The organism is Winogradskyella bathintestinalis (assembly GCF_030407435.1).
In the GTDB taxonomy this organism is placed as follows: domain Bacteria; phylum Bacteroidota; class Bacteroidia; order Flavobacteriales; family Flavobacteriaceae; genus Winogradskyella; species Winogradskyella bathintestinalis.
The window spans coordinates 41,161-55,844 of sequence record NZ_JASDDK010000006.1 but is presented as its reverse complement, the minus strand read 5'-3'; the positions used below and the strand labels follow the sequence as shown (position 1 = coordinate 55,844).

Genomic DNA, 14,684 nt, shown 5'->3' with positions numbered 1-14,684 from the left:
CCTCGTTAAAGGGAATCTTGTAATTTTAATTTAAGACCTTTCGCCAACTTCGTTATATACTTTCTATGAAAATATATTTTCATTTCAGTAATGCTCAAGGTGCCATTTATTTTATATTTATAAGATTCCTACCTTCTCAGAAATTGATTAATTCAATAATGCAGAAAATGTATCTCCTTGCTTCATATCTCCTGTATTATAACCTTTCATAAACCATTGCATACGTTGTTCTGATGTCCCATGAGTAAAACTGTCGGAATTAACGCTTCCTCTTGTACGTCTTTGTATGGCATCGTCTCCTACAGCATTAGCAGCACTCATAGCTTCTTCAATATCTCCAGCCTGTAGGTGTTTTTTGTTATGATGTGCCCAGACTCCTGCGTAAAAGTCAGCTTGCAATTCTTGAGCAACCGATAATTTATTGGCTTCCGTTTTGCTACTTTGTTGCTGTAATTGCCTTACTTTTTGAGAGGTTCCTGTGATGGTTTGAATATGATGACCAATCTCATGAGCCGTTACGTAAGCAATTGCAAAGTCGCCTCCTTTAGCACCGAATCGGGTTTTAAGCTCATCAAAAAAAGCTAAATCCATGTACACTTTTTGTCCGGCTGGGCAGTAAAAAGGACCTGAGGCTGCCGTAGCATTTCCGCAACCTGTTGAGACTGCATCTGTAAACAAAACCATTGTTGGCTCCTTGTAATCACCAAGATTGTTTTCCCTAAAAAGTCTGTTCCATACATCTTCTGTATCTGCTAAAACTGTAGCCATGAAGTTCCCCATTTGTTTTTCTACATTTGTAAGCTCTCTTTGTGTGACTTGTTGTGTAGTTTGACCTCCACCAACTTGTTCAATAATTGGTGCTAATTGCTGACCTGTCTCACCTCCAAAAAGTTGTAAAAGAATTACAACCACAGCAACAACTCCACCACCAGCAGCTAACTTGCCTTTATTCCCCATACCTCTTCTGTCTTCGAGGTTACCACTTTTTCTTCTACCTTTCCATTTCATGATGCTTATGATTTAATTAATTTGTTATAAAATTATTCTTGCCATTGTTTTTGTGTTCTATACACAACACCTTTAAACAAAGCTACTAATTCTTCCCCACGTTTCACTTCTACAATATTGAATCCCAACTTATTATTTACTTTTTCTATAACAGATTCTGCAACTATATAATCTCCTTCATTAAGAGCTTCAATGTGATTTATACTTGTTTCTATTGAAACCGCATAATTACCATGTGTATTAGCCGTAAACCCAAACGCAGTATCTGCCAATGAATAACTGATTCCTCCATGTGCTTTGTTCATACTATTGAGCATGTCCTTTCTTATGGTCATTCCTACTTTACATTTGCCTACTTCACATTCTAGAATTTCTATGCCTAGCCATGTACTGTAAGCATCTTGGCTTAACATTTTATGTGGTATTTGATCTCCTTTCATGTTTACATTCTACGATGTTGGGGATTTTATTATTTTATTTTTTAACACCCCTAAAGTCCCATCAAGGGGACAATTAATAAAACTTAAAAAAACGTTTTACTTTCTCTATTCATTTTACGCAACAATGGACTGCAACGGTATCTGTCTTCGTGATACTCATTATATAGTCCATCCATTTTATTAACGCACCAATCAATTCCTTTTTCGTCGGCCCAAGCTAATAATCCTTTTGGATAATTAACTCCTTTGGTCATTGCATTGTCTATATCTTCAGCTGATGCTATGTTAAAAAACAGAGCGTCTGCGGCTTCGTTTATTAGCATGACTAGTACTCTATCGAATATTTTTTGAGCAAGAGACCTCTCCACTGCGCTCGAGGTGATATTCTGAGATTCTTCGCTATCGCTCTGAATGACACGTTTTCCGTTTTTATCATAATTGTAATAGCCTTTTCCTGATTTTCTTCCTAAATAACCTGCTTCAGCAAAACGCTTTTGTGTAAAAGCTGGTTTGTACCTTGGATCAAAATAAAATGCTGTAAATACGGTTTCGGTTACCACATAATTTACATCATTTCCTATAAAATCCATCAATTCGAATGGACCCATTCTGAACTTACCAATAGTTTTCATCGCATTGTCAATGGTTGCAAAATCAGCAATTCCTTCCTCATAAATTCTCAACGCTTCCCCGTAAAATGGTCTTGCCACTCTGTTTACAATAAAACCTGGTGTATCTTTAGCAACGGCGACAACTTTTTTCCAATCTGAAATCGTTTGAATCGATTTTTGAAGTACTTCTTCTGATGTTTGAATAGCAGGAATCACCTCAACTAATTTCATTAAAGGTGCTGGGTTGAAAAAATGAATTCCAACACAGCGTTCTGGTTTTTTTAAGGACGCTGCGATAGATGCAATGGATAAACTTGATGTGTTTGAAGCAATAATACAATCATCAGACACATAACTTTCTAATTCTGAAAATACTTTTTTCTTGATGTCAATATTTTCAATAATTGCTTCTATCGTTAAGTTTGAATCCGCTAAATCCTTTAAATTATCGACATAATTGATGTTAGATTGAATTCTATTTTTTTCATCTGAATCAATTCGTCCTTTTTCGATCAACCTTGATAAAATCTTATCCAATGCAGCTTCCACTTTATCTAAAGCTGTTTGATTTGTATCATATAATTTTACCGTACAACCAGAAGTTGCTGCAACTTGTGCAATACCGCTTCCCATTGTTCCGCCTCCTATAATTCCTACTTTCATCTTTTTGCCCACGAAAGTGGGTAACTTTTAATTAAACTTATTTTAAATACCTTTCAGGTTTTTAAAACCTTACAGGATAAAATTACTTTTCTCATACAAAAGGTAGATTTTTTAAATCCACATTCCCGCCAGAAATTATAATTCCGACGTTTTTGTTTTTAAATTCTGATTTATTTTTTAATACTGCTGCCAAAGGCACGGCACTTGAGGGTTCGATGATTATCTTCATTCGTTCCCAAATGAGTTTCATTGCTTCTTTAATTTCATGTTCTTCAACACGAATAATTTTATCGACATAATCCTTAATGATTGGAAAATTTCTATCCCCAAGATGTGTTTTTAAGCCATCTGAAATCGTATTTACGGTTTCATTTGTTTCGATTTTACCAGAAATTAAAGAACGATAAGCATCGTCTGCTTCCATTGGCTCACCTGCAATAACTTTACATTTTTTTGAAAAATGATGTGCGGCTAAAGCAGTTCCTGCTAATAAACCTCCACCTCCAACTGGTGTTAATATAAAATCTAACTCAGGTTGTACTTCCAACAATTCCATTGCTGCTGTACTATTACCATATATCACCTCATCTTGATTTGAAGGATGTAAAAATGTTGCTCCTTTCTCTTCTTTTATCTTATTTGCTGCAGCTTCCCTTGCTTGCAATGTTGATTTGCATTCTATAATATCACCTTTGTAAGTTTTAACTGCATTTTTTTTAACTTGTGGTGCATTCTCTGGCATTACGATATAGGCTTTTACACCTAACTTTTGGGCTGCTAAAGACACAGCTTGGGCAAAATTTCCAGAGGAATGGGTTACCACTCCATTACTTTTCTCTTCTTCTGAAAGTGATATTATAGCGTTTGCCGCACCACGCATTTTAAAGGCACCCATTTTTTGAAAATTCTCACACTTAAAAAACAAATTACAACCAGATACTTCATTTAATAACTGTGAAGTTAACACAGGTGTGTTGTGAATAAATGGTTTTATTCTTTGGTGGGTTTCTAATAATATCTTTTTACTTGGAAGATTAGGATTGTCCACTTGAGGGGACTTTAGGGGTGTTTTTAATAATTTTATTTCTTCTTCAATTGACAATGAAACACTAAACATATTATTTTTAACATCCCGATCGGAAAACCTAATAAATTTAACTCCATAATCCTCTAATTTATTCTGCCTTTTTACATCCTGAAAATACCTGTATTCATGAGAATCTCCATCAATTTCTATGGCTAACATTAATTCATGGCAGTAAAAATCAACAATATAATCTAACATTGGTACTTGTCTATGAAACTGAACTCCCAATGCTTTATTTTTGATGTTTTTCCATAGTAAAACTTCAGCTAAAGTGCTATTTTTTCTTAGCTCTCTTGCATAATCTTTCAATTTTGGATTGTATGGAATTATTGTGTTTCTCATTTATTGTTTTACACCCCTAAAGTCCCCTCAAGGGGACAATACTCATGAGTATAATTCTAGTTCCCTTTAAAATTCGGTTTTCTTTTTTCAATAAATGCTGCTACTCCTTCTGCATAATCTTCTGTGCTGGCAGCTTCGATTTGTAATTTAGATTCTAAAGCTAATTGAGCATCTAAATTATTTGTCATTGATTTATTATATAATTCTTTAATCAATCCTAATGCTTTAGTTGGCATATTTGCTAATTTGACAGCAATTTTGTTAATCTCTTCTTCAAAATTTTCAAGTGGAATCATTTTATAAATCATTCCCATTTTTTCAGCTTCTTCAGCTGAAATTTTATCACCTAACATAGCTAAAGCCAATGCTTTTTGAAAACCAATTAGTCGTGGTAGAAAAAAAGTTCCGGCACTATCTGGTACTAATCCTATTAAACTAAATGCTTGAATAAAACTCACTTTTTCGTGTGCTATAACTATATCGCAAGCTAATGCAATGTTTGCCCCGGCGCCTGCTGCTACACCATTAACAGCTGCTATGATTGGCTTTTTAATAGCTCTAATTCTAGTGATTATTGGATTGTAATGTTCTTCTAATATTTTTTTGAATCCTGGATTTAATTCTGGATCTGTAACTTCTTTTAAATCTTGCCCAGCACAAAAGGCTTTACCATTTCCTGTTAGAATTATAGCTCTGACTTCATCATTTTTTTCGCAATCATCTAAAGTGTCATGTAATAAAAATGCCATTTCACGATTGAAACTGTTAAAGACTTCTGGTCGGTTTAGTGTTATAGTTGCAACTTTGTTTTCTATTTTTAGTTGTATGCTTTTGCTCATGTTCATATTTTTATAGTGAATTCCGCATTATGTGCGGAATGACAAATCCTATTTTCTTGACTTGATGAGATCCTGAAACAAATTCAGTATAACAAATCATTGTTATTTCAAACATTTAAAATAATCGAATGGTTCTTGGCAATCGTCGCACTGAAATTGTGCTTTACAAGCCGTTGAACCAAACTGACTAACTAAACGCGTGTTTTGCGAACCACAATTAGTGCATTTTACTATTCGCTTTTCGTTTAACAATACATCTTTGTCTGCTTCTGCGTCTAAAGGTGCTGCGATTCCGTAATCTTCGAGGGCTTTTCTTCCTCTTGGTGTTATCCAATCTGTGGTCCAGGCTGGATGTAGAATTAAATCTATTTCAGAGTTGTATCCTGCTTCTTTTAATGCTTTTTTAATATCATCACCTATGACATCCATTGCTGGGCAGCCACTGTAGGTTGGTGTGATTTCAATTTTAACAATACCATTTTCAAAAACAGCAGAACGCACCACTCCCATATCCATTATGGATAGTACTGGGATTTCTGGATCAGATACTTTTTCCAGAATTGGAATTAGTATTTCTTCGATATTTTGCGTTTCTGCTATCATTTTAATACCTTTCGACTGCGCTCGAGGTGACAGTTTACTTAAATTTATGAGATTCTTCGCTTTACTCTGAATGACATTTAATTTTTATACTAATAAGATTCCTGCTTTTGCAGGAATTGGTTTTACCATTCCATATTAGGATACGTGCGTTGCATGTATTGCAAATCACTTAACAAATAGCCTAAATGTTCTGTATGAATGCCTTCTTTTCCTCCTTTTTGAAAATATTTTGATTCTGGAACTTCTAGCGTTGCTTCTATTAAAAGATCGTTTACTGACTTGTAATAAGCGTCTTTTAAAGTTGTGACATCAACACCAATCCCCTCATTTACCATTGTTTTATCGGCTTCCGTTTGATGAAATAATTCATCTGTATAAGTCCATAATGTATTGATTGCATCTTGCATTTTCGCTTTACTTTCTTCGGTGCCATCTCCTAAACGTTTTACCCAGTCGGAAGAAAATCGCTCGTGATAACGCACTTCTTTGATACACTTTTTAGCAATTGCCGATAGTGTTAAATCCTTACTTTTTTCTAATTCTGAAAGAAATGCTAAATGATAAACATCAAATAAAAACTGTCGTCCGATCGTATAAGCGAAATCTGTATTTGGTTGCTCTACTAACAGTACATTTTTATACTCGCGCTCTTTACGTAGCATGGCAATATCATCTTCTGTTCGCTCATCTTCTGCAATTTTTGCAGCGTATTGGAAATAGCTTCGTACTTGTCCGAATAAATCTAATGAAATATTAGTGCAAGCAATGTCTGTTTCTAATGTTGGGCCGTGACCACAAAGCTCTCCTAGACGCTGACCGAGGATTAAGCTGTTGTCTGCAATTCCGAGGATATAATTATATAGGTTTTCTTTCATATTCATTTCCCACGAAAGTGGGAATCTTTTTAATTGAACATTTTGGTTCTAACTATTGAGACCTTTCGACTGCGCTCAAGGTGACATTTAGTTTCTATTTATGAGTTTCCCACTTTCGTGGGAATTGTAATTTAAGCAAAGCTCAAATTACATGTGTTTTACCTCATCAGGTAAATCGTAAAATGTTGGGTGACGATACACTTTGTCTTGAGCCGGCTCAAATAACTCACCATTATTCTCAGGATTTGAAGCTGTGATATTTTTAGATTCTACAACCCAAATACTTACTCCTTCATTTCGCCTTGTGTATACATCTCTAGCATTTTCTAATGCCATATCTTCATCTGCAGCGTGTAAACTACCGCAATGACGATGTTCTAATCCGTTTTTACTTCTAACGAAGATTTCCCAAAGGGGCCAGTTTTTTTTCATTTTAAATCGAATTTTAAGTTGAATTTTATAATCTTTAGTGCAATTTAAAAACACCCCTAAAGTCCCCTCAAGGGGACAATCAAAATATTAAAAAACCCAACTATAATTTTATCTATATTTATTAAAGAGCGGTCGTGTAGTCTGAAACCTAACAGCGAAGCGGTCTAAAATCATTATTCTTTTTATACGGCTTGCCTTTCTTTTCGTTCTTGTTTCTTTTCGGCATGAGCCATTGCTGCATCTCTCACCCATTCTCCACGTTCCCATGCGCCAAGTCTGGCTTTCATTCGTTCTTTATTCATTGGACCATGACCTTTAACAACTTGCCAAAACTCATCCCAATTGATTTCACCAAAATCATAACTTCCTTTTTCTTCATTCCATTTTAAATCTGGATCTGGAATTGTGAGTCCGATTAAATCTGCTTGTGGCACAGTTTGATCTATAAATTGCTGACGTAAATCGTCATTTGATTTACGTTTTAATTTCCATTTCATAGATTGTTCTGTATGCACGGAAACATCATCTGTTGGCCCAAGCATCATTAAGCTTGGCCACCACCAACGATTTAGCGCATCTTGTGCCATTTCCTTTTGTTCTGGTGTTCCGTTTGCCAATTTTATCATGATTTCATAACCCTGACGTTGGTGGAAACTTTCTTCTTTACACACACGAATCATAGCTCTGGCATAAGGTCCGTAAGAAGTATTACATAAAGGCACTTGATTAATAATTGCTGCACCATCTACTAGCCAACCTATAGCTCCCATATCTGCCCAAGTGATTGTTGGGTAATTAAATATTGAAGAGTATTTTGCTTTACCTGTATGCAGTTGTTCGTACATTTCGTCTCTAGAAATCCCTAAAGTTTCTGTTGCAGAATATAAATATAATCCATGTCCTGCCTCATCTTGAACTTTTGCAAGTAAAGCTACTTTTCGTCTTAAAGAAGGTGCTCTGGTGATCCAATTTCCTTCTGGCAACATTCCTACAATTTCAGAATGCGCGTGCTGCGACATCTGACGAATGTGCGTTTTACGATACTTCTCTGGCATCCAATCTTTAGGTTCAATTTTTTCGTCACGTGCTATGCGTGCTTCAAATTGATCTTCTAAATTTTTAATTTGTTCTTCACTCATAATTTATAGTATTTAGTGAATAGTTATTAGTTTTTAGTGGGTTCCGCATCATACTTCGACAAGCTCAGTAAAACAATGCGGAATGACAAATAATTAAACATCAAAATCAACGACTACTTTATCTGAAGTTGGTACGGCTTGACAGCTCAACACCAAATTCTGCGATACTTCTTTTTCATCTAAAGCATAGTTAATTTTCATTTCTACGGTTCCTTCTTTCACTTCGCATTTACATGTGCTACAAACGCCGCCTTTACAGGCAAAAGGCAAATCTGCTCCTGCTCCAAGTGCTGCGTCTAAAATGTTATCGTACTCTTTTGTCATGGTGAATTCAAATTCTTTTCCACCATCTACAATAGTTACTTCAATACCTTCAACTTTCTGTTGTGCTAATCGCTCTGCACGTTTAATATCTTCTTCTGAAAGTCCGGTTACAAACAATTCAAAATGAACCAATTCTTTTGGCAAACCTGCATTGACCAAATAATCTCCTACATAATTCACCATTTGCTCTGGACCACACAAAAAGACTTCACTTGTATCTGGAATATCGATAAACGTTTGCGTAAGCACCTTCATTTTTTCATCATCAAAACGTCCGTTGAACAAATCGATATCACGACGCTCTTTGGTTAGAAAATAATAGATTTCTAACCTCCCAAAGTATTTATTTCTAAGCTGCTCTAGCTCTTCCTTAAAGATAATAGATTTTGCCGTTTTATTTACATAAAATAGCTTACAAGTTGAATTTGGCTCTGCAACTAAATGCGATTTTATCATAGACAGGACTGGTGTAATACCGCTTCCTGCTGCAAAAAATAAGTAATTTTTAGATGCTTGTGGTTGCACTTCTACACCAAATGTTCCGCTAGGAGCCATCACTTCGAGCTCATCACCAGATTTTAATTCTTCGTTTACATAGGTTGAAAACTTACCTCCTAGAATTTGCTTTACTGCAACTTTCCATTGATTTTCATCTGGGCTTGAGCACAAGGAATACGATCGTCTTACATCTTCACCATCAATATCTGCTTTTAAAGTTAAATGTTGCCCTTGTCTAAATTTAAAAGCCTCGTTTAAATCTGAAGGAATTTTAAAAGTGATGACCGATGTATCGTCGGTTTCCTTATATATATCTTTAACCTTTACGTTGTAAAATTCTGCCATTGTGTTTGAAATAAATCAAAACTAACACTTGTTAGTTTACATGACAAAGTTAAGAAATAAAAATGAAATTATTTGTTAATTCCGTGAATGAGCACATCATTTAGGCTGTTTGACAAATCTGATGTGTTAAGATCTTCTTTTTTAGGTATCCAAAGGTACAAGGAACGTAAAGTAGTAAGCATAGAAAACATAATGATTTCCGGATTGTTTGCTTTTATTTCTGAATTACTTATGCCTTCTTTAATGATTGTTAAAAAGTTATTTTCATAATCTGTTCTCAGCTTTAAGTAGTAGTCTAGTTGTTCTTCAAGATGCATCCAATCATTATTTAATGAAGCCATACCGCTAGTATTATTGGCGGTGATTGCTACGTGTAAATTTATTATTTCTTTCAGCTTAGAAATGGTGGACACTTCTGAATTTATAATAGCATCCATACCATTAGTAAATTCTTCCGCAATTGAAATGATAATTGTTTTTAACAAATCTTGTTTAGAGCTGATATGGTTGTAAAGACTTGCCGCTTTTATGCCCATTGTCGTTGCCAAATCGCGCATTGTTACTGCGCTGTATCCTTTTTCTTTGAAAAGTTTTGCAGCGGTGTTTACAATTTCGTCTTTACGTGTTTCTTGTTTCATTGGTCCTAATTAAATTACTATTGCAAACTACAATAATAAATAGAACATAGAAAGGCTGTTTTATTCTTAACTTTGGCTGTCATAAAAATCGACAAGTACTATTAGAATTATGGATAAAAGCATAGAAACCAATCCGCTTATAGATAGGCTTCCACCACACTTAAAACAATTTATTAAGCCGCAGCATTACGATGATTATTCTCCAATAAACCAAGCTGTTTGGCGCTATGTAATGCGTAAAAACGTTTCTTATTTGAGTAAGGTTGCGCATCATTCGTATTTAAATGGACTGGATACTACTGGGATTTCTATTGATACAATTCCAAGCATGTACGGCATGAACCGAATACTGAAAAACATTGGTTGGGCTGCCGTTTCGGTTGATGGTTTTATTCCACCAAATGCGTTTATGGAGTTTCAGGCATATAAAATTCTGGTGATTGCCTCTGAGATTAGACAATTAGAAAATATAGAATATACGCCAGCACCAGATATTATACATGAAGCGGCTGGACATGCACCAATAATTGCAAACCCAGATTATGCTGAGTATTTAAGACGTTTTGGAGAAGTTGGTGCCAAAGCCATTTTATCTTCACACGATAATGACATGTATGAAGCCGTTAGAAAACTTTCAATTTTAAAAGAAGCACCCAATAGTTCACAAGAAGACATTGACAATGCAGAAACACATGTTAATGATCTACAAAATAAAAAAGTGCCACTTTCTGAAATGGCAAAAATCAGAAATTTACATTGGTGGACAGTTGAATACGGTTTAATTGGCACTGTTGAAAATCCAAAAATTTATGGCGCAGGTTTATTATCTTCCATAGGAGAAAGCAAATGGTGCATGACTAATGAGGTTGAAAAAAAACGCTACAGTATTGATGCTGCCGAAGTTGAATTTGACATAACAAAACCACAACCTCAACTTTATGTCACTCCAGATTTCGCTTATTTAATGGAGGTTTTAGAGGAATTCGCCGGAACAATGGCACTTAGAAAAGGTGGTTTTAGAGGTTTGCAAAAACTCATAGATTCTAAAAAAGTTGGAAGCATAGAGCTTAATACAGGCTTACAGATTTCTGGTGTGTTCACAAATATGATTACAGATGAAGACAATAATGTTGTTTTCTTCAAAACCGAAGGCCCAACGGCTTTAGCGAACAGAGAAAAGGAACTTATAGGACATGGAAAAGACGCCAACCCAAACGGGTTTAGCTCACCAATTGGTAAATTAAAAGGAATAAGCTTAGCTATTGAAGATATGCAACCTCGCGATTTAAAAGCCTACAATTTTTACGATGGTAAACGTATTGCCATAGAATATGAAAGTGGTATTACAATTGAAGGTTTAAATGTGACCGGAATTAGAAATGTTTACGGTAAACTTATCCTCATTGAATTTGAAGATTGTACAGTAAATTACAAAAACGACGTCTTATTCTCACCTGAACAAGGTACTTTTAAACTTGCCGTAGGCTCATCTATATCTTCCGCTTTTGCTGGTGCCGCAGATTACAGATCTTTCGATAATTTATATCATGTTTCTGAAACCGAAACGCAGCAATTACCTAAAACTGAACATAAAATAGAGCTTGAGTCTCTTTATAAATCCACTCAAGAGTTAAGAAGATCATCTTATAATACTGATAGTGCTAAACAAATAGTTACTCTTTTAGACAAAAATCATCCTACCGATTGGCTTTTGCGATTAGAGTTGTATGAATTGTCTAAAAATCACGACAAAACATTAAGTACTTCTATTTTAAACCAACTTAATGCCATAAAAACGCAAAGGCCAAAAATAGAACACCTTATCACTGACGGCTTAGAACTAATTAAATAAAAAAAATGGGATTATTAGAATTTATTTTTGGCGCTAAAAAGCGTCGTATTAAAGATTATCTTACAAGAGATGCTGTAATATTAGATGTTAGAACACAAAAAGAATGGGACAATGGACATATTGAAAATTCTGTTCATATTCCGCTAAACGAACTTAATAACAGAGTTGGTGAAGTAAAACAACTGAACAAACCAATTATTACGTGTTGCCAAAGTGGTGTTCGTTCTGCTAAAGCTGCAAAATTTTTAAATTTAAATAACATTGAGGCAACCAATGGTGGTGGCTGGCTGAGCTTAAAAAGCAAGCTCTAATTATAGTTTAAGTTTCTGTAATGCTTCTGAGGATTCAATTGGGTTTTCGTTGTATTCTAATGTCCAACCCAAAGAATTAGTAAGTATATAAAATTTTGAAAGTTCACTAATTAAGCGGTTCTGTGCATTAGATTTTAAGTCTGAAGCTTCAATATTTTTCATCAACTGCTTTTTTACCGTCACTTTAATGTCATTATAATCTTTAGCTTCAAACTGACTTAAATAGTCAGCTTGAACATCGTAATATTCAAAATCTGGATTTATTTTTATTTCTTCCTTTGGGATACTTATTATGCGAAGCGTTTTAGTTAGTTCGTCTATTTCATATTCAATTTTACTTAAATCGTATGCAACCGTAACATCTGCATTAACTACGACTAAAGCTTTCTTTTCGACTTCAATAAACCGATCAAAAATTACTTTATCCTTTTTACTATATGAAAAAACTTGACTAAAGTGACCTTCAGTTACTATTAGTTTGCTGACATTTTTAAGCTGTTCTCGTATTAAAGCAGAATTTTCTTGTAATATAATTTTATCATCTTTTTGGTCTCCACAATATTTAAAAGTGAATAAAACAACTAATGTAATTATAACACCGAATAGTATTTTTCGCATAAGCTAATTTAAATATTTAATGTTAAATATCACTCAAATTATTTTTAAGTCTTAATTTTTTTGATGTAATAATTTCGCTTATATGAATTAAATAATTGACGAATAGCGTTATAGAAAAGACTTGGATCTAAGTATCTTTGAAGGCGTAAAGTATCGACTAAACGACTCTAGACTTATAAAATCATGATTAAACAATATTCTATTCTACTATTTACAATTTTTGCCATCTTCTCTTATGGTCAAGATGTCACATTTGAAAAAAATCACAACAGAGCGGCTAGCGGACTAGAGCAAAATATTAATAAGAAAGGGGATAGTTTAATATTTAAAAGTGATAAAGTAATTCGACAAGTAGATATTTTTAATAACGATTACATGAAAAGTATTCCTGTAAATAATTATGAATCTAAAATTGAAGTTGGAAATCTACCGGTAGGCGAGTATATCGTTCAGGCCAGACTTGGTAGGAAACGGATTATAATGTACTTAGTAAAAAATGGACCAATTGTTCCCGATCCTGAAATTTTAGATATAAATATTAATGATGACTCCGCAGTTGCTCAAACAGATAATAGTGTTGAAACTTCTAATGACAGCTCCGCCTTGGTAAGCGAAAATATTACAAGTGAAGAATTAGATTCAGAGAAAATATCATATTGGGTGGTGTATGAAAAAAACACGTCTTCAGGTTCCTATAAATCTATGAGTTTAGAAAATATAAATGAAGTGTCTAGAATGATTTCAAAAAACAAGCTGGAATTGAATACTGAAATTGCAAAAAATAATACGTTGATTGTATATGAAGTCTATAATTCTTCAAAATTTATGCGTAAGCAGTTAAGAAAACCCACCTATTTTAAATCATCTGACAATTCGAAAATATTTAATGGAAAACCGTACTATGCATCGGCGAATGTGAATTTCGATACAGATGAATTACCTTAATGACTGTTTTTACATCATTTTATATTCTTCAACTGTCTTTTGCTCATTATAAACAATAGTTTGAATAACTTTAAATTGTCAATTTAAAAATTCTATATCTCTTTCAAATAGAAAAAACTTCAACAAAATTGGAGTTAAATTAAACCTTTATTTTTTGCTTTACATCGTGTGTGCTTGTGCCTTATCTAAAAAAGCTGCAAGATGTCTTAGAAATATTTTAGCGTAGTCCGATGATTATAACTTTGCTTTTAGAAAGGTAAATATTGATGTTTTAATTCACAGGTATTTGCTTTTAGCCCACAAATTTTAAAAGTAAATGTTATGATTAAAAACATTTGTACACTCGTCATCCTACTTGTGGCTGTAAATAATTACGGTCAAAACATTACATTGTTAAAAAACAATAATCCAAAAGCCAAAGACTTATCGCATCAATTGAATGCCGCCAAGGATAGTATTCTACTAGCTTGTAAGACTAAAATCCTCCAAGTTGATATTTTTAATGAAGATTTCGAAAAAATAATTATAATAGATAATTATGAAGCAAAAATTTACTTGGGAGATATTCCGGAAGGCAAATTTGTGCTAGAAACCAAATTAGAAGATAAGGTGGTATTAATAGGGTTGATGCGACACACTGATTTGCAGACATCAGAAATCCATTATAATAAGGACATTAATGAGGGTAAAGGTATGATGCTAGATGAAAGTTTGAAGGTAATAACGAAAGTACCGAATAAAAGTATTGCATTTATTTTAACAGGCTCTAAGCCGAAGCATCCGACTTATAAAAATCAAAAGTTTTATTGGGCGGTACGTAAAATAAATACTAAAAGTGGTGCTAATAGAACCATGCAATTATTAGACAAGACCTCTGTGGATAGAATGATTTTAAAACATAAGGAACAGTTAAAAAGAGTTGCAGGCCGCCATAGTGAGTTGATGATTTGGGAAGTTTATGATACATCCAAATTTATGGAACATCAGGTTTCAAATCCCGATTTCTTCTATTCATTAAACTCGGATTTATTCAATACAATTCCATATTACTCTACTAATAATAAAGTGGTAAATCTTTAAGCACGATACAGCAGGTTAAATAATGATAGCTTGT

General features: G+C 34.1%; 16 protein-coding genes and 1 pseudogene. 4 read left to right on the top strand and 13 right to left on the bottom strand.

Annotated elements, in window-relative coordinates; all coding sequences use genetic code 11:
• Positions 1 to 147: 147 nt before the first annotated feature.
• From ypfJ to QMA06_RS14020, 12 genes and pseudogenes are all read right to left on the bottom strand, one after another.
• Positions 148 to 1,008: a KPN_02809 family neutral zinc metallopeptidase gene (gene ypfJ / locus QMA06_RS14075; protein WP_290207526.1), complete on the bottom strand. Its 861-nt coding sequence runs from the start codon at positions 1,006 to 1,008 to the stop codon at positions 148 to 150.
• Between the two features lie 32 nt (positions 1,009 to 1,040).
• On the bottom strand, positions 1,041 to 1,448 hold the full coding sequence (locus tag QMA06_RS14070) for a PaaI family thioesterase (protein ID WP_290207525.1): 408 nt from the start codon (positions 1,446 to 1,448) through the stop codon (positions 1,041 to 1,043).
• Positions 1,449 to 1,531: 83 nt separating this feature from the next.
• Complete coding sequence (locus QMA06_RS14065) at positions 1,532 to 2,722, bottom strand: 3-hydroxyacyl-CoA dehydrogenase NAD-binding domain-containing protein (RefSeq protein WP_290207524.1); 1,191 nt, start codon at positions 2,720 to 2,722, stop codon at positions 1,532 to 1,534.
• A gap of 91 nt (positions 2,723 to 2,813) precedes the next feature.
• Positions 2,814 to 3,770 carry a pyridoxal-phosphate dependent enzyme gene (locus tag QMA06_RS14060; protein ID WP_290207592.1) on the bottom strand — a complete coding sequence of 319 codons (957 nt, stop codon included), beginning with the start codon at positions 3,768 to 3,770 and terminating at the stop codon, positions 2,814 to 2,816.
• Positions 3,771 to 3,815: 45 nt separating this feature from the next.
• Positions 3,816 to 4,151, bottom strand: a pseudogene (locus QMA06_RS14055) (endonuclease domain-containing protein); the annotation flags it as partial.
• A 56-nt stretch (positions 4,152 to 4,207) separates the two neighbouring features.
• On the bottom strand, positions 4,208 to 4,990 hold the full coding sequence (locus QMA06_RS14050; RefSeq protein WP_290207523.1) for an enoyl-CoA hydratase-related protein: 783 nt from the start codon (positions 4,988 to 4,990) through the stop codon (positions 4,208 to 4,210).
• A gap of 102 nt (positions 4,991 to 5,092) precedes the next feature.
• Positions 5,093 to 5,593: a 1,2-phenylacetyl-CoA epoxidase subunit PaaD gene (paaD, locus tag QMA06_RS14045; RefSeq protein WP_290207521.1), complete on the bottom strand. Its 501-nt coding sequence runs from the start codon at positions 5,591 to 5,593 to the stop codon at positions 5,093 to 5,095.
• A gap of 122 nt (positions 5,594 to 5,715) precedes the next feature.
• Positions 5,716 to 6,468 carry a 1,2-phenylacetyl-CoA epoxidase subunit PaaC gene (paaC, locus tag QMA06_RS14040; protein ID WP_290207520.1) on the bottom strand — a complete coding sequence of 251 codons (753 nt, stop codon included), beginning with the start codon at positions 6,466 to 6,468 and terminating at the stop codon, positions 5,716 to 5,718.
• 147 nt (positions 6,469 to 6,615) lie between these two features.
• The gene (paaB, locus tag QMA06_RS14035) at positions 6,616 to 6,900 is read right to left on the bottom strand and encodes a 1,2-phenylacetyl-CoA epoxidase subunit PaaB (protein ID WP_290207518.1); all 285 of its coding nucleotides are present in this window, start codon (positions 6,898 to 6,900) and stop codon (positions 6,616 to 6,618) included.
• Positions 6,901 to 7,082: 182 nt separating this feature from the next.
• Positions 7,083 to 8,039, bottom strand: a complete 957-nt coding sequence (paaA, locus tag QMA06_RS14030) for a 1,2-phenylacetyl-CoA epoxidase subunit PaaA (RefSeq protein WP_290207516.1) — start codon at positions 8,037 to 8,039, stop codon at positions 7,083 to 7,085.
• A 93-nt stretch (positions 8,040 to 8,132) separates the two neighbouring features.
• The gene (locus tag QMA06_RS14025; RefSeq protein ID WP_290207515.1) at positions 8,133 to 9,206 is read right to left on the bottom strand and encodes an FAD-binding oxidoreductase; all 1,074 of its coding nucleotides are present in this window, start codon (positions 9,204 to 9,206) and stop codon (positions 8,133 to 8,135) included.
• 68 nt (positions 9,207 to 9,274) lie between these two features.
• The gene (locus QMA06_RS14020; protein ID WP_290207513.1) at positions 9,275 to 9,844 is read right to left on the bottom strand and encodes a TetR/AcrR family transcriptional regulator; all 570 of its coding nucleotides are present in this window, start codon (positions 9,842 to 9,844) and stop codon (positions 9,275 to 9,277) included.
• A 109-nt stretch (positions 9,845 to 9,953) separates the two neighbouring features.
• On the opposite strand from QMA06_RS14020, the gene QMA06_RS14015 reads away from it, so the two are divergent.
• Together QMA06_RS14015 and QMA06_RS14010 are read left to right on the top strand one after the other, a co-directional pair.
• Entirely contained in the window at positions 9,954 to 11,696 is a 1,743-nt protein-coding gene (locus QMA06_RS14015) for an aromatic amino acid hydroxylase (RefSeq protein ID WP_290207512.1), read from the top strand.
• Positions 11,697 to 11,701: 5 nt separating this feature from the next.
• The gene (locus QMA06_RS14010; RefSeq protein ID WP_290207511.1) at positions 11,702 to 12,007 is read left to right on the top strand and encodes a rhodanese-like domain-containing protein; all 306 of its coding nucleotides are present in this window, start codon (positions 11,702 to 11,704) and stop codon (positions 12,005 to 12,007) included.
• Here the strand turns inward: QMA06_RS14010 and QMA06_RS14005 are convergent, their stop codons facing one another.
• Positions 12,008 to 12,625: a DUF4230 domain-containing protein gene (locus tag QMA06_RS14005; RefSeq protein ID WP_290207510.1), complete on the bottom strand. Its 618-nt coding sequence runs from the start codon at positions 12,623 to 12,625 to the stop codon at positions 12,008 to 12,010. It abuts the gene before it with no gap.
• Between the two features lie 183 nt (positions 12,626 to 12,808).
• On the opposite strand from QMA06_RS14005, the gene QMA06_RS14000 reads away from it, so the two are divergent.
• The gene (locus QMA06_RS14000; RefSeq protein WP_290207509.1) at positions 12,809 to 13,570 is read left to right on the top strand and encodes a hypothetical protein; all 762 of its coding nucleotides are present in this window, start codon (positions 12,809 to 12,811) and stop codon (positions 13,568 to 13,570) included.
• A 321-nt stretch (positions 13,571 to 13,891) separates the two neighbouring features.
• Positions 13,892 to 14,650, top strand: a complete 759-nt coding sequence (locus QMA06_RS13995; RefSeq protein ID WP_290207508.1) for a hypothetical protein — start codon at positions 13,892 to 13,894, stop codon at positions 14,648 to 14,650.
• Positions 14,651 to 14,684: the final 34 nt, after the last annotated feature.